Below are 22,104 nucleotides of genomic sequence, written 5' to 3' on the forward strand. Positions count from 1 at the left end.
GGCCGCCCGGTGGGTCAGTGCGCCGCGGGCTCCTTCTCCAGCCAGTCCAGGATCGCGTCGATCGGCTCGGCCCACCGCGCGTCCAGCATCAGGTCGTGGCCCATACCGGGAAAGAGCAGCGGGGCCGACCCATAGCGGCGGGCCACCCGGGTCAACGTCGACGCCGGCACCACCCGGTCATCCGGGCTGCCCAGCACCAGCACCGGCGGCTCGCCCACGGCCGGCTCGGCCTCCGGCTCACCCAGCAGGGCCCACTGCGCCCGCCGGCCCGCCCGACCGAGTCGTCCGACGTACCGCCGGGCCTCCTCGTCGGGCAACTCGCGGCTGAACAACTGCCCACGGTTGAGCCGGAGCGGCCCGCCGAACACCGCCGGCAGCGTGCCCGCCGGGTTGCGGCGCAGCGCCGCACCCAGCACTCCCCACCCACCGAAGACCGGCGCCACCAGCACCGCGCCGCGCGCCGGGTAGCGGGCCAACGCGTGCGCCACCACCAGGGCCCCGGCGCCGTGCCCCACCAGCACCGCCTGGCGCGGCAGGCCCGCGGCCACCTGGACCACGTCATGGGCGTACGCCCGGAGCGTCGCCTCCGGCGCCGGCTCGCTGCCACCGTGCCCGCGCAGGCTCACCGCGTACGCCGGGAAGCCCCGCGACGCGGCGTGACCCAACCAGTGCTCGGCGAACGCCCACGCGCCGTGCCCGAACCCGGGGACGAAGAGCAGCGGCGGGCGCCCCTCCTCCAGCTCGGGGGTGGCGCTGAGCACCTCCCGACGGGCCGGCCGGACCGGGCGGGACCACTCCCGGCCCCGCATGATCCGCAGCTCAGTCACTTGCCCTCCAGGTCGACCAGGGCGCGCTGGACGGCGCGCAGATAGTCGGCGTGGCCGACCTCGAACCAGTGCCGGCTGCTGTCCTTGACCTGCCCGGAGTAACGCTCCCCAGCCCGTTCGCGCACCCGCTGCGCGAACGCCGCGGCCCGCTCCGGTCGGTCCCGGCGGGCCCGCAGCAGTCGGGCGAAGAGCACCGTCTGCCAGTGCGACAGGGTGAACAAGCCGGAATCCGGCTGCACCAGGCCGGCGACCGCCAGCGTCGGATGCCCCGGGGTGAACGCGTTGAGCCACAGCGTGGGCCGGCCAGCCCCTGCGCTGTCACCGAACACCGACGCGTCGAGGAACTCGAAGCGCGGCAGGTAGCCGGTGGCGAAGATGACCACCTCGGGGTCGATCTCACGGCCGTCGGCCAACTCCACCGCGTACGGGTGGAACCGGGCGATGTCGGGTACCGGGCCGATCCCACCGTGGCCCACGTAGTAGACGAGCTGACTGTTCGCGATCGGGTGCGTCTCGTACACCCGGTGGTCCGGCTTGGGCAGGCCGAAACGGGTCAGGTCGCCGACGGTCAACCGCATCGTCCAGTGGTAGAGCCACTGCCGCACCCGCAGCGGCACGCGCAGCGCCAGCAGGGTGTCGTTCACCTGGTCGGCGGGGCGGCCGAGCACGTACTTGGGTGCGTACCAGTAGCCGCGCCGGGTGGAGTGCCAGCAGCGCGATGCCTGCTGGGCTGCCTCGACGGCGATGTCGCAGCCGGTGTTGCCGGCACCGACCACCAGCACCCGCTTGCCGCGCAGCTGCGCCGGGTCCTTGTAGGACGAGGCGTGCATGATCTCGCCGCGGAACTGCTCCAGCCCCTCGTAGCGAGGCAGCTTCGGGGACCAGTTGTGGCCGTTGGCGATCACCACGGCGGCGTACCGGGAGGTGCGCTCCGGGCCGTACCCGCCGGTGGAGCGGGTGGTCACGTCCCACCGCTCCCCCTCGGCGGGCTCAACCCGGATGACCTCGGTGCCGAACCAGATGTGCGAGCGCAGGTCGAAGTGGTCGGCGTACCGCTCGAAGTACGACAGCAGTTGGCTGTGGTGCGGGTAGTCCGGCCAGGAGTCCGGCATGGGGAAGTCGGGGAACTGGGTGAACGGCTTCGACGACAGCAGGTGGGTGCTGGCGTACACCGGGCTGCGGTCGTGCCGCCAGTTCCAGGCGCCGCCGACTCCCGTCTCCCGCTCGTAGCAGTCGACGCCGAACCCGTGCTCGCGCAGATTCTTGATGGCCGTCAGGCCGCTGGCCCCGGCCCCGATGACGCAGACCGTGTCGCCCCGGTCGGAGACCGGACGGCCGTCGCCGCTCTGCGCGGACGGGGTCGCCTCCGGGTCGGGCCGGCCGTGGTCGGTGGAGGTGGACACCGGGACATCTCCTTTTGTACGGCACGCGTGCCGGTCGCCGCGAAATCCTCTCCACAACCGAGCCGGATGTCCAGCCCTGACGCGGACAAATCGACGGTCGAACCGAGGTTGGGGGTCAGTCGGTGCTGGGCAGCAGCAGGTCGACCAGGACCGGAAAGTGGTCGCTGGCCCGGCGGGTCTGCGGAGTGTCCACCACGTCGTAGTCGACCACGGTGATCCGCGGGTCGACGAAGAGCGCGTCGATGCGCCGGCGCGGGTCGACGCAGGAGTAGGTGAGCCGGTCCGCCCGGTCGGCCGCCACGGCGGCGTCGGTCAACCCGCGCGACACGGTCGCCCACGCAGGCCCGTCCGGACCCTCGTTGAGGTCCGCACCGGCCAGCACCGGGCTGGTCGCCGCGTCCAGCCCACGCTTGAACTCGGCGGCCTGCGCCGGGCGCTCGGTCGGGTCGGTGGACAGGTGCGAGCCGGCGAGGGTGAACCGGGCGTCGCCGACCCGGCATTCGGCGTACGCGGCGCCGCGCAGATGCCGCCCGGGGGTCAGCGGGAAGCGCTGGCATCGGGTGTCCCGCACCTGGACCCGCAGGCTGGTCAGCAGCAGGTTGCCCAGCGCGGGCAGCCCGCCGGCGGCCACCACCAGGCCGAACGACTCGGCCAACGTGGCGGACTTCTGCCGCCACCGGAACCGGCGCGGCCCCTCCTGCACGATCACCACGTCCGGCGTCGCGGCCCGGACCACCGCCGCCAGCGCGGCGGTGTCGTCACGCTGGCTGTGGATGTTGTACGACACCACGCGCAGCGGCACGCCCGTACCCTGGCCCATCCCGGACCGCCTCAGAGCCGGCGGGCCAGATCGGCGGCGCCGATCACCCCGGCGCTGTTGCCCAGCTCGGCCGGGAGCACCTCGGCCACGGGCAGGCGACCGCGCTGGGCGAGCGCGTCGAGGTACGAGCGGCGGGTCGGGCCGAGCAGCAGGTCACCGGCGTCGATCACACCGCCGCCGACCACCAGGGTCTGCGGGTCGAGGATCTGCGCCATGTCGGCGAGGCTGGTGCCCAGCCATCGGCCGATCTGCGCGAACGCCTCGGCGGAGATCGGGTCGCCACCCTGCGCGGCGGCGGTCACCATCGGGCCGGTGATCGCCTCGGCCTCACCGCCGGCCAGGTCCAGCAGCGCGGCGGCCCGGTTGGGCTCCTGCCGGGCGCCGGCCCGGGCGAAGCGCACGAGGGCGCTGCCGCTGGCGTACTGCTCGATGCAGCCCAGCCGGCCGCAACCGCACTGGTGCCCGTCCGGCACGGCCAGCATGTGGCCCAGCTCCGCGGCGATGCCGTGCGCGCCCCGCATCAGCTCGCCGCCGAGGACGATGCCGCCGCCGACGCCGGTGCCGATGGTGAACATGATCATCGAGTCGTCGGCGTCGCGGGCCGCGCCGTAGCGGAACTCGGCCCAGGCGGCCACGTTCGCGTCGTTCTCCACGATCACGGGAAGACCGACCGCCGTGCTGACGTACTCGCGCAGCGGCTCATCCCGCCAGGCCAGGTTGGGGGCGAAGAGCACGGTCGAGCGGCTGGCGTCGATCCAACCGGCCGCGCCGATGCCGACGGCCTCGATCGTCCGCCCGGCAGCCAGCTCGCCGACCAGCTCGATGATGACGTCGCGGGTCTTGCCGACATCATCGGCGGGAGTGTCCCGTCGGGTCTGCACGAGGACCGTGCCGGTGTCGTCCACGACACCGCCGGCCACCTTCGTGCCACCGACGTCGACTCCGATGGTCAGCGTCACCGCTGCGGCTCCCCTCTGCTGTCCGGCCCGCGTCCCGGCAACGTGCCGGTCCGGGTCGGGATGTCCCGCGCTCAGGCGCCGTCGCCCGACGCTTCCGCGCCAGCGTCGTCGGGCACCCGCGATGCGGGCACCACGGGGCGGGTGGTCGGTGCCGGTGCGGTCGCCGACCCGGCCTCGTCGACGGGTGGTGCGGCGGCCGGGGCGAATGGGTTCGCCGTCCGGGTGGCGACCGACCAGACATCCCGCTCCGGCGCCGGCTGAGAATCATGCACGCTACGGGTGGCATCGCGCCACACGTGATCGTCGCCGGCTGCGGTGGACGGGGCGTTCCGGGCCGGCTCCGGAGGCGCATCGCCGGTGCTCGCGGCGGGTGCCGTCGGTGGCGGGGCGTTCGGTTCGGATGCCGGCTCGAATGGGCTCGTCGCGGGCGGCTCCGTCGGGGAGAACGCCCGGAGCAGGCTGGCGACGCCCGCCGCGAGGTCACCGGCGCCGGTCGCGAGGCGTTCGGCGAATTCCGGACTCGGGTCCCGCAACGCGGCGATGCCCCGACAGACCGGGCAGACGCAGCATTCGGCCGAACCGGTGGCGAAAGCACCACCGGTGCCGGGACGCCCGTCGGGGCCGGAACTGTGACCGAGGACACCGGCCAGCACCCCGCCCAACGAGCCCAACGCGCCGCCCGCCGAGCCTGCGGAGGCCAGTCGCGCCCCCGCGAGCAGGGTGGCGACCAACCGCTCCGCCTCTTCCCGGGCCGAACCCGGATCCGTTCCGCCCACCGTCGCTCCTCTACCGTGCCACCGGACACGTCACTGCGCCGCACCGGTTGCTTCTACCCGGCGCTTGAGCTGCTTCAACGCGGTGTCCATGATCATCTTCTCGGCCTTGCGCCGAAACATTCCGAGCATTCCCACCGACAGGTCGACCTCGAGCGTGTAGGTCACCGTGGTGCTGCCATCCGGGTTACCCACCAGGTCGTACGAACCGCGCTGGGTCTTCTGCATCTTCGAGGGGGCGACCAGGTGCCACTCGATGCGGGACACGTCCTCGGCGTACTCGTACGCGAGCACGTAGTCGTCGGCCATCACCCCGGCGTCGATGGTGAAGTGCACCTGGCTGGCGTAGCCGTCCTCGTACTCCTCGACGACCTCGGCGCGGCGCACCGCGTCGGTCCACTCCGGGTAGCGCGCGAAGTCGCAGATGACCGCCGTCACCCGATCCGGTGCGGCGCCGATGATGATCGACTGGGTGGAGGAGTCCGCCATGGGGGGAGGCTACCCGGCGGCTACCGCGCGCCCGCCGCGCCGCCCCAGCCACACCGACGGCGGGGCTCGGGACACGCCCATCGACCCCTGGGCCAGGCGCCCCGAAGCCCCACTGACCATCCTGCTTATCCCACCTGGACCACCGGCCGGGTAGGTTTCGACACAGCCGACGCCCCAGGTGGCGGCCGGCCCCGGCCAGTGCGAGCACGAAGGAGTGCAGGTGCGCGAGTTCTCCGTTCCCCCGATCGTCACCGTTGGCGACACGGCCAACCTCACCGATCCGGTCTGGGACAACGCCGAGGTCGCACCCGATACCGTCCAGTTCGCGCGCCCTACCCCGGGCACCGATGGCACCACCACCGTCTGGACCGAGGTGACCTGCCTGCAGTTCCGTGACGAGGTGGCCGCCGTGGCCCGCGGGCTGATCGCCGCCGGCATCGAACCGGGCGTCCGGGTCGGGCTGATGAGCCGTACCCGCTACGAGTGGACCCTGCTGGACTACGCCATCTGGGCCGTCGGCGCGGTCACCGTGCCGATCTACGAGACGTCCAGCGCCGAGCAGGCCGCGTGGATCCTCGCCGACTCCGGCGCGGTCGCCGTCGTGGTGGAGACCAGCGCCCACGCCGACCTCGTCGCCGGCGTCCGGGATCGGCTGCCCGAACTGGGCCACGTCTGGCAGATCGACCTCGGCGCGGTCGACGAGCTGGTCACGACCGGTGCGACGGTCGAGCTGGCCGAGGTCGAGCGGCGGCGCAAGGCCGTCCACGCCAGCGACCTGGCCACCATCATCTACACCAGCGGCACCACCGGCCGGCCCAAGGGCTGCGTGCTCACCCACCGCAACATGTACGCCGACATCGCCAACGCGGTGCCGGTGCTGCCGAACCTGTTCAACGCCGGCGCGTCCACCCTGCTGTTCCTGCCGCTGGCGCACGCCTTCGCCCGGCTCATCCAGATCGGCGTGGTGCAGGCCCGCGCCACCATGGCCCACTGCGCCGACACCAAGAACCTGGTCGGCGAGCTGCAGGAGTTCCGGCCCACCTTCGTGCTCTCCGTACCCCGGGTGTTCGAGAAGGTCTACAACGCGGCCAAGCAGAAGGCCGAGGCCGACGGCAAGGGCGGCATCTTCGCCCGCGCCGAGCAGGTCGCCATCTCGTACAGCGAGGCGCTGGAGACCCCGCGCGGACCCGGCCTGGCGCTACGCGTCCAGCACGCGGTCTTCGACCGGTTGGTCTACGGCAAGCTGCGTGCCGCGCTCGGCGGTCGGTGCCGGGACGCCATGTCCGGCGGCGCCCCGCTCGGTGCCCGGCTCGGTCACTTCTTCCGCGGCGTCGGGGTGACGATCCTGGAGGGCTACGGCCTGACCGAGACCTCCCCCGCCGCCGCCGCGAACCTGCCCTCCGGCACCCGGATCGGCACCGTCGGCCGCCCGCTGCCCGGCGTGACCGTACGGATCGAGGACGACGGCGAAATCCTGATCTCCGGGGAGCTGATCTTCCAGGGCTACTGGGGCAACGAGACGGCGACCGCCGAAGTGATCAGCAGCGACGGCTGGTTCCGTACCGGCGACCTGGGCCAGCTCGACTCCGACGGCTACCTGACCATCACCGGCCGCAAGAAGGAGCTGATCGTCACCGCCGGCGGCAAGAACGTCGCCCCTGCGGTGCTGGAGGACCTGGTCCGGGCACACCCGTTGATCAGTCAGTGTGTCGTGGTCGGTGACCGGAAGCCGTTCATCGGGGCGCTGGTCACCATCGACGAGGAAGCGCTGCCGGCCTGGCTGGAGAGTGCCGGGATGCCCGCCGGCACCTCCGTCGAGCAACTACGCGAACACGAGGGTCTCCGGAAGGAGATCCAGGCCGCGATCGACACCGCGAACCAGTCCGTCTCCAAGGCCGAGGCGATCAAGGTGTTCCGGGTCCTGCCCCGCGACTTCGCCGAGGCGACCGGCGAGCTGACCCCGTCGCTCAAGGTCAAGCGCCAGGTTGTCCACAAGACGTACGCGGCGGAGATCGCCGATATCTACCGAGGCTGACTACCATCCGTCACGTGCCCGCATCCACAGCCACCGCACCGCACCCGCATCCCCTCGCCGCGGCCGCCCGCCTGGTGATGCTGGCGCTGGTCGCCGTCCTCACCCTGTTCGCCACCCGCGATGTCGCCCAGCTGTGGTGGATCGCGCTGCTGGCGGTGGCCGGGCTCCCGTCCCTGCTGGCCCCGCAGCAGCGGCTGATCGCGCCGCTGAGCCGGGTGGCCGAGGTGGTCGTGCTCGGCCTGGCCGCGAGCCACGTGGCCGCGGTCGCGTCGATCGGCGGCACGGTGGACGGGCTCGGCGCCTCGGCGCTGCTGCCCTACCTGGCGGTCCCGGTGACCGTCACCGCGCTGCGCCGCCGCTTCCGTGAGGGCAGCGCCCTGCTCGCGGTCACCGCCGCGACCCTGCTGGTCAGCGGCGCGCTGACCGAGGTCGGCGGCGGGCTCCAGCTCGGCCAGCCGGGTTACCTCGCGGTCTGCGCGCAATGGCTGATCCTGGCGGCGCTGGGGCTCTACGCCGCCGGCACCCTGCACCGGGTGATGGCGGTCCGCAGTGAGGGCAAACCCCAGCCGTACGCCGAGGCCACCCGGCTGCTGACCCAGTTGCGGACGGTGGCCCGGCAGCTGCCCGGTGCCACCCTGGACCCGGGCGGTATCTCCGAGCACCTGCTGGAGGAGCTGCGCACGGTGGCCCGGGCGGACCGGGGCGCGGTGCTGTCGGCCAGCGGCGGTGGCCGGCTCGTGGTGCTCGCCCAGGCCGGCGTCGACCGGGTGGACTGGGAGACGACGCTGGACGCGGATTCGGCGATCGCCGACGCCTGGGCCAGCCAGCAGGCGCAGACCGCCGCGCGTTCACAGTCCCGCTCGCACCGCGGCGCCGACGTGTCCGCGCTGATCGTCCCGCTGGTCGCCGGAGTGCGCACCGTGGGGCTGGTGGTGCTGGAGGCGGACGTCGCGCACGCGTACCCGCCGCCGGTGGTGTCCCGGGTCACCGCGCTGACCCGCCCGGCCGCGCTGCGGCTGGAGGCGGCGCTGCTCTTCGACGAGGTGCGCTCGCTGGCCACCAACGAGGAGCGGCAGCGGCTGGCCCGGGAGATCCACGACGGGGTGGCGCAGGAGCTGGTGATGGTCGGCTACGGCATCGACAACGCCCTGGCCACAGTCTTCGACGACGCCGACGAGACCGCCGAGGCCCTGCGGACGCTGCGCGGTGAGGTGACCCGGGTGATCCAGGAGCTGCGACTGAGCCTCTTCGAGCTGCGCAGCGAGGTGGACCGCCAGGGCGGGCTGGCCGCGGCCATCGCCGAGTACGCGCGCACCGTGGGCGCGTCCGGCGGGCTGCGCGTGCACCTCTCGCTGGACGAGTCCACCGCCCGGCTGCCGGCTGCCACCGAGGCCGAGTTGCTGCGCATCGCGCAGGAGGCGGTGACCAACGCGCGCAAGCACGCCGGAGCCTCGAATCTGTGGGTCACGTGTGAGGTCGACCCCCCGTACGCGCAAATAGAAGTGTCGGATGACGGTCAGGGGATGGCTGACCAGCGCCCCGACGGACGGTACGGTCTTGCGATCATGGCCGAGAGGGCGGAACGTATCCGGGGCCGGTTGGAGATCAGACCGCGGCAACCCAGCGGCACGACCGTGGCGGTGGTTCTCGGCACCTCGTCCCGGCGCGATAACGTGCGCGACAGCGCAGCACCTGAAGGGAAGTAACCCGAGGATGACCACAAGTCCGACACCGGCCACCCGCACCAAGGTCCTCCTTGTCGACGATCATGACCTGATTCGCAAGGGCCTGCGGCACGCCTTCGAGCGCGACCGTCAGTTCGAGGTCGTCGGTGAGGCGGCCACGGCGGCGGAGGGCGTACGCCAGGCCGGCGCTCTGCAGCCGGACGTGGTGATCATGGATCTGCGGCTGCCCGACGGCAGCGGCCTGGAGGCCACTCGCGCGCTGCGCAAGTCCAGCGCGTCGATGGGCATCGTGGTGCTGACCATGTACGCCGGCGACGACCAGCTCTTCGGCGCTCTGGAGGCTGGTGCGAGTGCCTTCGTGCCGAAGACCGCCCCGGCCGACGAGGTCGTGGCCGCCGCACGGCACGCCGCCTCCTCCCCCAGCGCGTTCACCGCCGCCGACCTGGCCGAGGCGATGAAGCGTCGGCTCGCCCCGTCCGGCCCGCAGTTGTCTCCCCGGGAGGGGCAGGTGCTGCGGCTGCTCGCCGACGGGATGAGCGTGGCGGGCATCGCCAAGCAGCTGTTCGTCAGCGAGTCCACTGCCAAGACGCACATCTCCAAGCTCTACGAGAAGCTCGGAGCGGCCAACCGGGCCCAGGCCCTGATGACCGCGCTCCGGCTCGGCCTCCTCGAGGCACCGGACGCCCCGAAGTTCTGACCTGCCCCCGCTCGTCGAGCGGGACGTCGCGACCGACGGTCCGCGCCAGCTTCTCCCCGGCGCGGACCGTCGCGCATCGACCGACGCCGGCCGGTAACCTCTGGCGCGCTATGGTCTGGCGTGCGTGGCGGGTGCACAATACCCGCGCGGGCGACGGTGCCCGCCTCGCGGACTCGAGGGGTTGACGCATGCAGCGGCCGGACTGGGCACCCGACACCATCGACATCGAGCGCCCGAGCGTCGCGCGGATGTACGACTACTACCTCGGCGGCTCGCACAACTTCGCCGCCGACCGGGCCGCGGCGCAGGCGATGGTCGCGGCGGTGCCCGAGGCGCCGCTGATGGCCCAGGCCAACCGGGCGTTCCTGCGCCGGGCCGTGCACCACCTCGCCGAGGCCGGGATCCGGCAGTTCCTGGACATCGGCTCGGGCATCCCGACCGTCGGCAACGTGCACGAGATCGCCCAACGGCTCGACCCGCAGTCGCGAGTGGTCTATGTGGACGTCGACCCGGTGGCGGTGGCGCACAGCCGCGAGATCCTCACCGGCAACGAACGGGCGGTGGTGGTGCAGGAGGACCTGCGGCACCCGGAGGCGATCCTGGCCCACCCGGACGTCCGCAAGCTGCTCGACCTGAGCCAACCGGTGGCCGTGATGATCGTGGCCGTCCTGCACTTCGTTCCCGACGACGACCGACCGGCGGAGCTGCTGCGGACGCTGCGTGACGCGTTGGCCCCCGGCAGCTATCTGGTGCTGTCGCAGGCCAGCGACGACGGGCGCAGCGACGACGAACGCGTCGAGGCGGAGCGGGTCTACCGGCGTACCGACAACCCGCTGTCGGTACGCAGCCGGGCCGAGCTGACCGCACTCTTCGACGGGTTCGAGCTGCTCGACCCCGGCGTGGTCTGGGTGCCCCAGTGGCGACCGGACACTCCGGAGAGCGCGGAGGACGCCGAGCGCGCGGTCTTCATGGGCGGCGTCGGGCGACTCGGTGGCTGAGCCACCCGGGGCGACCTCCTACCCGGGCACGTTCGCCCGAGCCTGGGCGAAGGCGGTCTCCGGGACCAGCTACCTACCGATGACCCAGGCCCAGCTGGAGACCCTGCTGGACCGGCTCACCGGGCAACTGGCCGGCGCGTTGCTCACGGAGCCGTTCGACCTGCGCGCCGGTCATCGGGTCGGTGCCGAGTTGGTCGCCGCGCACATCGCCTCCGCAGAAGGGCTGGGTCGTACCGTCGAGGTCATCCAGCTCCGGTTGGTGCGCGACCTGGGGTTGGTGGCCGAGGAGGTCGAGGACCGGATGGCCCGGCTGCTGGCGGCCGTCGCCACGGGCTACGCCCGCGCGCTGCGCGACCGGACGCTCGACGAGCAGGAGTCGATCCGTCGGGCCGCGATGAGGGCCCGCACGCAGGCCGAACAGGCGCTGCGAGCCAGCGAGGCCCGGTTCCGGCATCAGGCCACCCACGACCCGCTCACCGGCCTGCCCAACCGGACGCTGTTCACCGAGCGGCTCACCGCGGCGCTCAACGAGCCCGGCCGAGGCGCGCAGCGGGTCGGGGTGTGCTTCCTGGACCTGGACCGCTTCAAGGTCGTCAACGACACCCTGGGGCACCAGGTGGGTGACCTGCTGCTGGTCACGGTCGCCGAACGGCTGAGCCAGGCCGTGGGCGAGCACCTGGTGGCCCGGCTCGGCGGGGACGAGTTCGTCATCCTGGTGCAATGCACCGGCGGCACCGACGACATGGTGGCGGTGGCCGAGACCGCGCTGGCCGCGATCCGGACACCGGCGCTGGTCGACGGGCACGAGCTGCAGATTTCGGCGAGCATCGGCATCGTCGAGCGCCAGGTGGCCGGCGCCAACCCCACCGACCTCATGCGCGCCGCCGACAGCACCCTGCACTGGGCCAAGTCCGCCGGCGGGTCGCGTTGGGCGCTCTACGACGCCGAGCGGAACCAACGGGAGCTGGCCCGGTACGCGCTCTCCGCGGCGATCCCGGCCGCGTTGGAACGGGGCGAGTTCTACCTCGACTACCAGCCGCTGACCTCGCTGCGCGACGGCAGCCTGGTCGGCGTCGAGGCGCTGGTCCGCTGGCGCCACCCGGAGCTGGGGGTGCTTCGACCGGACAGCTTCATCGGGTTGGCCGAGGAGACCGGCCTGATCGTGCAGCTGGGTGGCTGGGTGCTGGCCGAGGCGTGCCGCGAGGCGGAGGCCTGGTCGGCCGGCAGCGTGGCCGCGCCGTTCGTCAGCGTCAACCTGGCGGTACGCCAGGTGCACCGGCCCGGGCTGGTGCAGGAGGTCCGCGCGTTGCTGCGGCAGACCGGCCTACCGCCGGAGCGGCTGCAACTGGAGATCACCGAGAGCACGATGATGAGCACCGCCGAGGAGCCGGTACGCGCCCTGCGGGTCCTGGCCGACCTCGGCGTGCGGATCGCCATCGACGACTTCGGCACCGGCTACAGCAACCTGGCGTACCTGCGGGACCTGCCGGTGACCGAGCTGAAGGTGGCCGGGGAGTTCGTGGCCGGCCTGCGGTCGCCGTCGGTGGGCCGCACCGACGAGCGGATCCTCGCCTCGCTGGTCTCGCTGGCGCACGCGCTGGACCTGACGGTCACCGCCGAGGGCGTGGAAACCGCCGGGCAGGCCGAGCGACTGCGGGCGATCGGCTGCGACGCGGCCCAGGGCTGGCACTTCGGGCGGCCGGCCCCCGCCGACCGGATCCTGGCCCGCATCCGCTGAACGACGCACGACAACGTTCCGGCAAAGAGACGGTCCGTGCTCATTCAGGAATGGTCACACCGGACCGCTGCGCGTAGACAGCGTCTACGCCGTGCTGGTAGACAGCGTCTATGGACGTGGAGGCGGGTCTTCGGGCCCGACTGGTGTCCGTCGGGGTGGACCTCGTGCTGCGCGAGGGCCAGTCGGCGGTGTCGCTGCGGGAGATCGCCCGTCGCGCCGGTGTTTCGCACGGCGCACCGCGCCGCTACTTCCCCAACCACGTCGACCTGCTCTCCGCCATCGCCCGGGAGGGCTTCGCCGACCTCACCGCCCGCATCGAGGAGACGATGCGCGACGCCGGCCCGGACCCGCGTACCCGACTGGCCGCGCTGGCCCGGACGTACCTGGACTTCGCGGCGACCCACCGCGGCATGTTCGAGCTGATGTTCCGCCACGACCTGCTCGACAGCGGCCGGCTGCGGCTACGCGAGACGAGCCTGCCGCTGTTCGCCGTCCTGGCCGACCTGGTGGCCCAGGTACGCCGACCGACCGACGCGCCCGCACCGGTGCTCGCCGGAGCGCTCTGGGCCAACCTGCACGGCATCGCCCAGCTCTGGGCCTGGGGCAGCCTGCCGCTGGCCACCGGCGCCACCGACGACGACGCCCTGCTGCGCGCCGCGCTCGACGCCCATCTCGGCCCGACGCTCGACTGAACCCCGATCCCCGGAGAACACGTGCCCCTGCTGTACGACCTCACCAAGCTGACCGTCGGTGCCACACTGCGGTTGGGCTGGCAGCCCCGCGTGGAAGGGCTGGAGCATCTGCCCCAGCACAGCGGCGCGATCCTCGCCGGCAATCACCTGTCCGTCGCCGACGAGTTGTTCCTGGTCAGCGCGACGCCCCGACACGTCACCTTCTGGGCCAAGGCCGAATACTTCACCGGCCGCGGTCCAGTGGGCTGGCTCAACCGTCGGATCGTCGCCGGCATGGGCGCCATCCGGGTCGACCGCGCCGACGGCCGGGCCGCCCTGCGCGCCCTCGACGCCGCCGTACCGGTGCTGCGCGCCGGCGGCCTCGTCGCCGTCTACCCGGAGGGCACCCGCTCCCCGGACGGGCGGCTCTACCGGGGCCGCGTCGGGATGACCCGGCTGGCCCGCGACGCGGGGGTGCCGATCATCCCGGTCGGCGTGCTCGGCACCGCCGAGGTGCTGCCGGTCGACGCGCGGCTGCCCCGCCGGCACCCGGTCACCCTGCGGTTCGGCCCGCCGATCCCGGTCGCCGAACGGATCAACGGGCCACGCGACATCCGGACGGTCACCGACGAGGTGATGGCGGCGATCCAGAAGCTCACCGGCCAGGAGTACGTGCCGCACTACGCGCCGCCCCGGGAGAACCCCCGCTGAGCGCGGGCGGCGATCAGCCGGCGAGCAGCGCGGCCATCCGTTCCGCCTGCGCCTCCCAGCGCCACTCCCGCTCCACCCACGCCCGGCCCGCAGCGCCCAGTTGGCGAGCCAGGTCCCGGTCGGCGAGCAGCCGGGCGACCCGGTCGGCGAGCTGGGCGACGTCCCGGCCGCGTACGACGTAGCCGGTCTCCCCCTCGCGGACCGCGTCCGGTGCGCCCCCGGAATCACCGGCCACCACCGGCAGGCCGGTCGCCGAGGCCTCCAGGTAGACGATGCCCAGCCCCTCCACGTCGAGGCCACGGTTGCGGGTGCGGCACGGCATCGCGTAGACGTCGCCGGCCGCGTAGTGCGCCGGCAGTTCGGCCGACGGCACCGAGCCGGTGAACACCACGTCCCGTTCCACACCGGTCTGCCGGGCCAGCTTCTCCAGGGTCGCCCGGTACGGCCCGCCGCCGACGATCAGCAGCGCCGCGTCGGGCACCCGGCGGCGGATCTCCGGCAGCGCCCGGATCAGCATGTCCTGACCCTTGCGCGGCACCAGCCGGGACACGCAGACCACCACCGGCCGGTCGGTCAACCCGAGCCGGGCCCGGACCTGTTCACCGTCCACGGTCGGGTGGTAGGTGTCCACGTCGACCCCCGGCGCGAGCCGACGCAGCTCGGTCACCCCGTCCAGTACACGGGCCAACCGGCTACGGGTGTATTCGCCGAGATAGGTGGTGACGTCCACGCCCCGACCGATGCGCCGCAGCGCCGGCCGGGCGGCCGGCAGCGCCGCCCAACCGACCTCGTGGCCGTGGGTCTGCGCCACCACCCGGCGTACGCCGGCCCGACGTCGCAGGCCAGCGGCGAGCAGCCCGAGCGGGGCCGCCGCGCCGAACCACACCGTGTCGCAGTCGTACGCACGGGCCAGCCGCGCCGCCCGACGGGCGATCAACGGGGTGGGCAACAGCACCCTGGTGCGCTCCCGGATCACTTCGAACGGCTGGTCGGCGTCGAACTTCGCCGCCCCGCGCCAGTTCGACGCGTACACGACCACCGAACCGGGCGGTTGACGCACCGCGAGATTGTGCACGAAGGACTGGATCCCGCCCGGGCGGGGCGGAAAATCGTTGGTGATCAGCAGCGTGCGGCTCATCGGCCGGCCTCCCGGGCGTACGCGCGGGCAGCGGCCATCCGCTCCACGGTGGATGGATGCGAGGCCGAGTAGAGATATTCCCAGCGCGGCGGGTCCGGGTCACCGAGGTTGACCGAGCCGAGCCGGCGTTGCATCGACTCGAAGGCCACCGGGTCACGGGTGAGCGCGAGCGCATGCGCGTCGGCGCGCGCCTCCACCCGTCGGGACATCAGGGCCTGCACCGGCGTGGCGATCAGCCCGGCCACCGTGACCAGGGCGAGCAGCAACGGGAACGCGCGTGCTTCGGCGACCGAGTCGACGCCGGCCAACCGCAGCAGCGGCCCCCACGAGCCGAGCAGATAGAGCGCCACCACGGCGGCGGCGGCGCCCAGCGCCCCGGTCAGCGTGCCGACCGTGACGTCGGAGTCCTTGGCGTGCCCCAACTCGTGCGCCACCACGGCGGTGACCTCGGCCGGGGTCGCCTCGCGCAGCAGCGTGTCGTAGACCACCACCCGCCGGGTCGGCCCGAGACCGGAGACGTACGCGTTGACCGCCCTGGTGCGGCGGGAGGCGTCGGCGACCAGCACGTCGCGCACCGGCACCCCGTCGCGGGCGGCCATGCTCATCAGCTCGGTCCGCAGCGGGCCCTGCTCCAGCGGGGTGAACCGGTTGAACACCGGCTCCACCAGCACCGGCAGCACGAACGACAGGAGCACCACCAGCACGGCCGCACCGGCCGCGCCGAAGGCCCACCACCAGCGCGGTGCGAGACGGATGACCGCGTAGAAGCCGAACAGCGCCACCGCGCCGATCACCGCGCTGACCGCGTACGACTTGAGCAGGTCGACCGCCCAGCCGCTCCAGCCGTTGGTGCTCAGCCCGTAGCGGGTGAGCACGCTCTGCCGCCAGGCGGAGAACGGCAGGGTGAGCAGGTCGGCGACGAGCACCACGGCCAGCCCACCGAGCACCGCCTGCGCGGCCCAGTGCCCGCCGAAGGGCCGGCCCACCAGCTCGACCAGGCGGCTGCCCAGCGGGGTCAGCCCGAGCGCGAGGGCGATCAGCAGCCCCACGGCGAGCGCGGTATACCCGCCGGGGCGCAGCGCGGCCCGGAACTCCCGCCCCTTGGCCACCTGCTCGGACGGCAGGTCACCCAGCGCGGCGAGTTGGTCGGCCCGGGGCGCTGGCGGCCGGTGCCAGGGAATGAACAGCGCGGCGACCACCGCCAGCGCGACGGTCAACCCGGCCAGGGTCAGCAGCGCCCACCCGCGCGGGCTCACCCGGACACCGCCGTGCGGTACGCCTTCTCGCCGCTGCGGCGCGCACCGCCGCCGGTCGCACCGCCGCCCGTCCCACCGCCGACGAGTGCAGCGCCGCCGATCTCGCCGTCGTCCCGTCCTACCCCGCTCATCGCGCCGCCCTCCCGCCGTGACCGCTCATCCTATGGCCCGCGAGAAGCCCGCTTCCGGGCGCGGTGTCGCGCTCAGGCGACCCGGCGGACAGCACGGCGGCGAGCCGCGGCGGGACGTGCGGGCGCGGCCAGCACGTCCACGTCGAAGCCGGCACGGGCGAGCACCTCGATGGCCTCGACCTCTGCGGCGACCAGCCCGGACGCCGGGGACGTCTCGTCGAACAGGGCGGTGAGCGGGCAGCCGGAACAGCCGGCATCCCGCCTCGCGCACCCGTCGCAGTCGATGAGCATCACGCCTCCTGATCGGCTCGCGGTGCCCAGCCGGCGCACTGTCGTCGCCGACCGAACACCGTCGGTCACATCGACGCTAACCACCGGGTACGACAGAAACCCCGTCCGACCGGCCGTTTGGGGGCGAGATCGACTCCAGTTCAGCGATATCGGGGCATCCCCACCGGCCGGACACCCCGACATCATGGAACTCGTGTCGATCAACGCCGACGCGCGACGGTGTCAGGAGCGGGCGAGCCGCCGCAGCAGGGAGTCAGCACCCAGCGGATAGGCCCCGTGCCGGCGTACGCCGTCGGCGACCTCGCGGTCCGACGAGACCACGACCACCGGCCGCCCCGACGGCTCGGCGCGCACCAGCCGCCGGATCAGCTCGTCGGCGGTCTCGCCCTTGCGGGAGAAGAGCACCCGTACGCCGCGCGGCGCGGGTGGCAACCCGTGCATCCGCTCGGCGCCGTCGAAGACCACGGTGACCTCGTCGCCGGTCTGCGCGGCGATCCCGCCCAGCCCCGTGATCAGGCGTTTGCGCTGCTGCTCCAGGGACATCTCGCCGAAGCCGCGCTTGGTGACGTTGTAGCCGTCCACCACCAGATGCGCCCTGGGCAGGGCGAGCAGCTGGTCGAGCCGGGCCGGATCGTCGGTGTCCCGGGCACGCGCGGCCGGGCCGGCCGGGGCGGTGCCCGGCTGCTCGGCGAACGCCTCGGCCACGAAATCGGCGGGGAGCTTGTCGACCGGGTCGAGCGCCAGCTCCCGGCGGAGCCCGACGGCGGCCTGGCCGATGGTCTCCAACAGCAGCCAGAGCCGGGCGTCGTCGACGGAGCGCGCCTCCTTGGCGGTGGCGCGAGCCACCCCGGCCACCGACTCGGCCTCGGCCAGCCGGGCGCGGGCGCGGCGCAGTTCGGCGTCCACGTCGGCGCTGGCACGGGCGGCCCGGCCGCGCTCGGTAGCCAGCAGCTCGGTGGCCTTGCGCTCGCGGGCCTGAGTCTCCCGCAGGGTGCGAGTCACCTGGCGGGACTCCTCGCGGAGCTGGCCCAGCTCCTCACGGACGCGGGCCAGCTCGTCGCGGAGCTTCTCCGCCTCGACCCGGGCCACCGCCCGGTCGTGCTCGGCGCGGGTGGCCCGTTGCTCGGCCTCACGGACCAGCTCGGCGACGACGGCGCTGTCCGCCTCGGCGCGCACGGCGGCACCGCTCGCGTCGATCAGCTCCCGCCAGCCGCGCGGCCGGGCCAGGTAGGCCAGCGCGGCGACCTCCACCGGGTCGGCGGCGGCGGGCGCGGTGCCCTCGACGACGGCGGCCCCGAGGTCACCGGCGTCGGCCAGGACGCGGGCGGTGACCCGCTGCCGGAACAGCGGGTCGGCGGTGAGCTGGGCGGCGATGGCTGGCGCACCGAGCCGGGCCCGCCGGTTGGGAGCGAACTTGGCCACCCGGCGCAACGGCACCGGCACCTCGTCGGCGGGCAGGGTGGGCAGCACCGTGGCGGTCAGCGTCACGATCCGCTGCCGGACCGGCTCGGGCAGGGTCGGCTCCGGCTCGAAAGCCGGACCGTCGCCCACTGCGGTCGAGTCGGATGGGCTCGATGTCTCGCTGACTACGTTGTCGTCCGGGTTGCCCAGAGCACCGTCGAGCGCGACCGCATCCTCCTGCGGGAGGTGGTCGTCGTGCGGCTCGGTGAGGGGCATGTGGCAAGTCTCCCACCGCGACCGGGCCCACCGCCCGGTGAGTGAGCCGATCTCTCATCCTAGCCCCATGGTGACTGGTGAGACGGCTGCGACAGGAGTGTCGGACCGGGGCGCTAGCGTGCCGCCGATGGCACAGGCGGAGTACGTCCAGGAGTCCCTCGCTGGTCTCGACCCGGCGGTGGGTGGGGTGGACCCGGCGCTGCCGCTCTACGCGACCACCTTCGTGGTGGTCGACCTGGAGACCACCGGCGGCGCGCCGGACGGCGGCGGCATCACCGAGATCGGCGCGGTCAAGGTGCGCGGTGGCGAGCAGTTGGGCGTGCTGGCCACCCTGGTCAACCCGGGGCAGCCGATCCCGCCGTTTATCACCGTCCTGACCGGGATCACCCAGGCGATGCTCGTGCCGGCGCCGCCCATCGAGCAGGTGCTGCCGAGCTTCCTGGAGTTCATCGCCGACGCGGTGCTGGTGGCCCACAACGCCCCGTACGACGTGGGCTTCCTCAAGGCCGCCTGCGCGAAGCACGGCTACCGCTGGCCCAACCCGCGTGTGCTGGACACGGCGGCGCTCGCCCGTCGGGTGCTGACCCGCGACGAGGTGCCCAACCGCAAGCTCGGCACCCTGGCCGCCTACTTCCGCACCGCCACCCAGCCCACCCACCGTGCGTTGGACGACGCGAAGGCCACCGTCGACGTGCTGCACGGGCTGATCGGTCGGCTCGGCGGGCACCGGGTGGACACGGTCGGCGACGCCATCGAGTTCGCCCGGGCGGTCACCCCGACGCAACGCCGCAAACGGCACCTGGCCGAAGGGCTGCCCAAGGTCCCCGGGGTCTACATCTTCCGGGCCGCCGACGACCGGCCGCTCTACGTGGGCACCTCCGTCGACATCGCCACCCGGGTGCGCAGCTACTTCACCGCCGGGGAGAAGCGCGCCCGGATCTCCGAGATGCTGGCCGTGGCCGAACGGGTCGAGGCGGTGGAGTGCGCGCACTCGTTGGAGGCGGAGGTCCGCGAGCTGCGGATGATCGCCGCACACGCCCCGCCGTACAACCGGCGGTCGAAATACCCGGAGCGGATGGTCTGGATCAAGCTGACCGACGGTCCATATCCTCGGCTCTCGATCGTCCGCGACCTCTCCCCCACCGACACCGCGTACCTCGGGCCGTTCACCTCCCGCCGGGCCGCGGAGCTGGCCGCCGCCGGTTTCCACGACGCCGTACCGCTGCGCCAGTGCACGCACCGGCTCTCGCTGCGCACCGTCACGCCGGCCTGCGCGCTGGCCGAGCTGGGTCGCTGCCCGGCACCCTGCGAGCACAAGATCACCCCCCAGGAGTACGACGACAGCGCGGCCGCGCCCTTCCGCACCGCGACGGCCAGCGACCCGCAGCCGGTGGTGGACGCGCTGCTCGCCCGGATCGACGTGCTCTCCCGGGACCAGCGCTACGAGGACGCGGCGGTGGTCCGGTCCCGGTTGGCCGCGGTGCTGCGGGCCACCGTCCGGATGCAGCGGCTGGCCGCGCTGACCGGGATCGTCGAGCTGGCCGCGGCCCGGCCGGCCGCCCGAGGTGGCTGGGAGTTGGCGCTGGTGCGGCACGGCCGGCTGGCCGGCGCGGGGGTGTCCCCGCCGGGTGCCCACCCGCGGCCCACGCTGACCGCCATCCGGGCCACCGCCGAGACGGTGTCGGGCGGGCACGGCCCGGTGCCGGCGGCCACCGCCGAGGAGTCCGAGCGGATCCTGTCCTGGTTGGAACGACCGGAGACCCGACTGGTCGAGATGTCCTCCGGTTGGTCCTCCCCGGTGGGTGGCGCGGCGCGGTTCCGTGACCTGCTGGCGAAGGCCGAGAGCGGGGCGTCCCACCAACTCTCGACCGAACGCTCATGACCAACTGACCGATCGGACTACGTCGACTCGCTTAGGCTGTTAGAGAAGTGCAGTCCTGCCCGATTCGTGGGCCTGCTCCGTGCCGCCGGCCTTCGGCGACGCGGAGCCGGGGTGAGGAGGTGTCCCTCGTGGACGTCGACGCCGGACACGGCGCCGCCCTGGGGGGCGCCCTGCCGACGCAGCCGGGTGAGCTGCCGCTCGCCCGCCGGCTGCGGTCGTTGCTCAGCTGGCCGACCACCGACTCCGACCCCGTCACCCAGTTGGTTCGCACCCACCGGGGCATCCACGCCGGCACCGACCCCGCAGTGCTGCGACGTGCGTACACGATCGCGGAAAACATGCACCGCGGGCAGTTCCGCAAGAGCGGGGAACCGTACATCACCCACCCCCTCGCGGTGGCGCAGATCTGCGCCGAGCTGGGAATGGACACCACCACCCTGGTCGCGGCACTGCTGCACGACACCGTGGAGGACACCCGCTACACCCTCCAGGCGCTCTCCGAGGATTTCGGCGGCGAGGTGGCCCACCTGGTCGACGGGGTGACGAAGTTCGACAAGGCGTTCTACGGCAAGGCCGCCGAGGCGGAGACGATCCGCAAGATGATCGTCGCGGCCGCCAAGGACGTCCGGGTGCTGATCATCAAGTTGGCCGACCGGCTGCACAACATGCGCACCCTGGGGGTGCGCTCCGCGTCGTCGCGGGAACGGATCGCCCGCAAGACCCAGGAGGTGCTGGTCCCGCTCTGTGACCGGTTGGGCATCCAGACCCTCAAGCGCGAGCTGGACGACGTGGTGCTCATGCACCTGGAGCCCGACGAGCACGCCCGGCTGGCCCGGCACGTGCACGACCGGCCGGGATGGGACGCGTACCTCGACTCGGTGGTCACCCGGACCCGGGTGGCGCTGCGCCGCAGCCGGGTCGACGCGCAGGTCAGCCCCCGCCCCCGGCACCTCTACTCGATCTGGAAAGACACCATCGCCGGCGACCACGCCGCCCCGTACGATCTGCCCCGCATCGTGGTGGTCGTCGACGGCCCGGCCACCGACTGTTACGCGGCGCTGGGCGCGATCCACGGCACCTGGCGGCCGGTGCCCGGCCGCTTCAAGGACTTCATCGCCTCACCGAAGAACAACCTCTACCGCTCGCTGCACACCAGCGTCTGCGGCCCGCAGGACCGCACGGTGGAGGTGCTGATCCGCAACGAGGAGATGCACCGCTCGGCCGAGTACGGCATCGCCGCCGACTTCCGCTTTCCCCGCTCGGGGAGCAGCAGCGCAGCGGCGCGCGCCGAGCAGTTGGACTGGCTGCGCCGGGTGCTCGACTGGGAGCCGGCCGCCGCCGACCCGGCGCAGTTCCTCGAATCGCTGCGCTGCGACCTCGCCGAGGGCCAGATCCAGGTCTTCGCCGAGGGGCGCCAGGTCGTGCTGCCGGCCGGCGCCACGCCGGTCGACCTCGCCTACGAGCTGGGCAACGAACGGGGCGACCACTGCCTCGCCACGCGGATCAACGGTCGGCTGGCCCCGCTGAGCTCGGAGCTGGACGAGGGCGACGTGGTGGAGATCTTCACCGAGAACGACGGCGACAACGGCTTCGAGGCCGGTGTCGCGCCGCGTGGCCCCCGCCGGGAGTGGCTGAGCTTCGTCAAGTCGCCGCACGCGCAGATGCAGATCAACCGGTGGTTCGCCGAGCACACCGAGCCGGGCATCACGATCAGCGACAAGGTCCGCCTCGGTCGGGCCACCATCGGGCTCGCCCTGCGTCAACACAACCGGGGTCTCGCCAGCGACCTGCCGCTGCTGCGCCTCTCCGAGGAACTGGGCTACCCCGACCTGGAGACCCTGCTGGTCGCGGTCTTCGACCGGGTCATCGAACCGGACACCGTGGTACGCCAGCTCATCGACCTGGTCGACCACCGGCAGTGAC

20 protein-coding genes are annotated in these 22,104 nt (G+C 73.1%); 9 read left to right on the plus strand and 11 right to left on the minus strand.

What is annotated here, in order from left to right; genetic code table 11:
- Positions 1-14 precede the first annotated feature (14 nt).
- The 6 genes from PCA76_RS24235 to PCA76_RS24260 form a co-directional block, all read right to left on the minus strand.
- Complete coding sequence (locus PCA76_RS24235; protein WP_272619578.1) at positions 15-809, minus strand: alpha/beta hydrolase; 795 nt, start codon at positions 807-809, stop codon at positions 15-17.
- Between the two features lie 14 nt (positions 810-823).
- Positions 824-2,230 carry a flavin-containing monooxygenase gene (locus tag PCA76_RS24240; protein WP_272612749.1) on the minus strand — a complete coding sequence of 469 codons (1,407 nt, stop codon included), beginning with the start codon at positions 2,228-2,230 and terminating at the stop codon, positions 824-826.
- Between the two features lie 115 nt (positions 2,231-2,345).
- Positions 2,346-3,050, minus strand: coding sequence for an endonuclease/exonuclease/phosphatase family protein (locus tag PCA76_RS24245; protein ID WP_272612750.1), 705 nt, complete (start codon positions 3,048-3,050; stop codon positions 2,346-2,348).
- An 11-nt stretch (positions 3,051-3,061) separates the two neighbouring features.
- The gene (locus PCA76_RS24250) at positions 3,062-4,009 is read right to left on the minus strand and encodes an ROK family glucokinase (protein ID WP_272612751.1); all 948 of its coding nucleotides are present in this window, start codon (positions 4,007-4,009) and stop codon (positions 3,062-3,064) included.
- A 71-nt stretch (positions 4,010-4,080) separates the two neighbouring features.
- Entirely contained in the window at positions 4,081-4,785 is a 705-nt protein-coding gene (locus PCA76_RS24255) for a hypothetical protein (RefSeq protein ID WP_272612752.1), read from the minus strand.
- Positions 4,786-4,815: 30 nt separating this feature from the next.
- Positions 4,816-5,271 (minus strand): SRPBCC family protein, encoded by a 456-nt coding sequence (locus tag PCA76_RS24260; RefSeq protein WP_272612753.1) that lies wholly within the window; start codon positions 5,269-5,271, stop codon positions 4,816-4,818.
- 220 nt (positions 5,272-5,491) lie between these two features.
- Here PCA76_RS24260 and PCA76_RS24265 point away from each other — a divergent pair, with 220 nt between their 5' ends.
- The 7 genes from PCA76_RS24265 (at position 5,492) to PCA76_RS24295 (ending at position 13,806) form a co-directional block, all read left to right on the plus strand.
- Positions 5,492-7,306, plus strand: coding sequence for an AMP-dependent synthetase/ligase (locus PCA76_RS24265; protein ID WP_272612754.1), 1,815 nt, complete (start codon positions 5,492-5,494; stop codon positions 7,304-7,306).
- A gap of 14 nt (positions 7,307-7,320) precedes the next feature.
- Entirely contained in the window at positions 7,321-9,012 is a 1,692-nt protein-coding gene (locus PCA76_RS24270; protein WP_272612755.1) for a sensor histidine kinase, read from the plus strand.
- A 7-nt stretch (positions 9,013-9,019) separates the two neighbouring features.
- Entirely contained in the window at positions 9,020-9,688 is a 669-nt protein-coding gene (locus PCA76_RS24275; RefSeq protein ID WP_007072219.1) for a response regulator transcription factor, read from the plus strand.
- 188 nt (positions 9,689-9,876) lie between these two features.
- Complete coding sequence (locus tag PCA76_RS24280) at positions 9,877-10,686, plus strand: SAM-dependent methyltransferase (protein WP_272612756.1); 810 nt, start codon at positions 9,877-9,879, stop codon at positions 10,684-10,686.
- Between the two features lie 79 nt (positions 10,687-10,765).
- Complete coding sequence (locus PCA76_RS24285; protein ID WP_272619580.1) at positions 10,766-12,424, plus strand: putative bifunctional diguanylate cyclase/phosphodiesterase; 1,659 nt, start codon at positions 10,766-10,768, stop codon at positions 12,422-12,424.
- 110 nt (positions 12,425-12,534) lie between these two features.
- Entirely contained in the window at positions 12,535-13,116 is a 582-nt protein-coding gene (locus PCA76_RS24290) for a TetR/AcrR family transcriptional regulator (protein ID WP_272612757.1), read from the plus strand.
- Positions 13,117-13,137: 21 nt separating this feature from the next.
- Entirely contained in the window at positions 13,138-13,806 is a 669-nt protein-coding gene (locus PCA76_RS24295; RefSeq protein ID WP_272612758.1) for a lysophospholipid acyltransferase family protein, read from the plus strand.
- A gap of 13 nt (positions 13,807-13,819) precedes the next feature.
- Here the strand turns inward: PCA76_RS24295 and PCA76_RS24300 are convergent, their stop codons facing one another.
- The 5 genes from PCA76_RS24300 to PCA76_RS24320 all read right to left on the minus strand — a co-directional run bounded on the left by PCA76_RS24300 (position 13,820) and on the right by PCA76_RS24320 (position 18,299).
- Positions 13,820-14,944, minus strand: a complete 1,125-nt coding sequence (locus PCA76_RS24300) for a glycosyltransferase family 4 protein (RefSeq protein ID WP_272612759.1) — start codon at positions 14,942-14,944, stop codon at positions 13,820-13,822.
- Positions 14,941-16,200: a M48 family metallopeptidase gene (locus tag PCA76_RS24305; protein ID WP_272612760.1), complete on the minus strand. Its 1,260-nt coding sequence runs from the start codon at positions 16,198-16,200 to the stop codon at positions 14,941-14,943. Before PCA76_RS24305 ends, PCA76_RS24300 begins: the two co-directional genes overlap by 4 nt.
- Positions 16,197-16,331 carry a hypothetical protein gene (locus PCA76_RS24310; RefSeq protein WP_272612761.1) on the minus strand — a complete coding sequence of 45 codons (135 nt, stop codon included), beginning with the start codon at positions 16,329-16,331 and terminating at the stop codon, positions 16,197-16,199. The genes PCA76_RS24305 and PCA76_RS24310 overlap by 4 nt, the downstream gene beginning before the upstream one ends.
- A gap of 72 nt (positions 16,332-16,403) precedes the next feature.
- Positions 16,404-16,622, minus strand: a complete 219-nt coding sequence (locus PCA76_RS24315; protein ID WP_272612762.1) for a hypothetical protein — start codon at positions 16,620-16,622, stop codon at positions 16,404-16,406.
- 222 nt (positions 16,623-16,844) lie between these two features.
- Positions 16,845-18,299 carry an NYN domain-containing protein gene (locus PCA76_RS24320; protein WP_272612763.1) on the minus strand — a complete coding sequence of 485 codons (1,455 nt, stop codon included), beginning with the start codon at positions 18,297-18,299 and terminating at the stop codon, positions 16,845-16,847.
- Positions 18,300-18,426: 127 nt separating this feature from the next.
- Here PCA76_RS24320 and PCA76_RS24325 point away from each other — a divergent pair, with 127 nt between their 5' ends.
- Positions 18,427-20,181 carry a DEDD exonuclease domain-containing protein gene (locus PCA76_RS24325; RefSeq protein WP_272612764.1) on the plus strand — a complete coding sequence of 585 codons (1,755 nt, stop codon included), beginning with the start codon at positions 18,427-18,429 and terminating at the stop codon, positions 20,179-20,181.
- Between the two features lie 128 nt (positions 20,182-20,309).
- A complete protein-coding gene (locus PCA76_RS24330) occupies positions 20,310-22,103 on the plus strand; it encodes a RelA/SpoT family protein (protein WP_272619582.1) in 1,794 nt (597 codons plus the stop codon).
- The last annotated feature ends 1 nt before the right edge of the window (position 22,104 follow it).

The organism is Micromonospora sp. LH3U1, from assembly GCF_028475105.1.
Classification (GTDB): domain Bacteria; phylum Actinomycetota; class Actinomycetes; order Mycobacteriales; family Micromonosporaceae; genus Micromonospora.

Bases quoted from the DNA above. Each gene is read 5' to 3' on its own strand.
- PCA76_RS24235 (WP_272619578.1), bottom strand. From the start codon at position 809: ATGCGGGGCCGGGAGTGGTCCCGCCCGGTCCGGCCGGCCCGTCGGGAG.
- PCA76_RS24245 (WP_272612750.1), bottom strand. From the start codon at position 3,050: ATGGGCCAGGGTACGGGCGTGCCGCTGCGCGTGGTGTCGTACAACATC.
- PCA76_RS24260 (WP_272612753.1), bottom strand. From the start codon at position 5,271: ATGGCGGACTCCTCCACCCAGTCGATCATCATCGGCGCCGCACCGGAT.
- PCA76_RS24275 (WP_007072219.1), top strand. From the start codon at position 9,020: ATGACCACAAGTCCGACACCGGCCACCCGCACCAAGGTCCTCCTTGTC.
- PCA76_RS24280 (WP_272612756.1), top strand. From the start codon at position 9,877: ATGCAGCGGCCGGACTGGGCACCCGACACCATCGACATCGAGCGCCCG.
- PCA76_RS24285 (WP_272619580.1), top strand. From the start codon at position 10,766: ATGACCCAGGCCCAGCTGGAGACCCTGCTGGACCGGCTCACCGGGCAA.
- PCA76_RS24290 (WP_272612757.1), top strand. From the start codon at position 12,535: ATGGACGTGGAGGCGGGTCTTCGGGCCCGACTGGTGTCCGTCGGGGTG.
- PCA76_RS24300 (WP_272612759.1), bottom strand. From the start codon at position 14,944: ATGAGCCGCACGCTGCTGATCACCAACGATTTTCCGCCCCGCCCGGGC.
- PCA76_RS24310 (WP_272612761.1), bottom strand. From the start codon at position 16,331: ATGAGCGGGGTAGGACGGGACGACGGCGAGATCGGCGGCGCTGCACTC.
- PCA76_RS24315 (WP_272612762.1), bottom strand. From the start codon at position 16,622: ATGCTCATCGACTGCGACGGGTGCGCGAGGCGGGATGCCGGCTGTTCC.
- PCA76_RS24320 (WP_272612763.1), bottom strand. From the start codon at position 18,299: ATGCCCCTCACCGAGCCGCACGACGACCACCTCCCGCAGGAGGATGCG.
- PCA76_RS24325 (WP_272612764.1), top strand. From the start codon at position 18,427: ATGGCACAGGCGGAGTACGTCCAGGAGTCCCTCGCTGGTCTCGACCCG.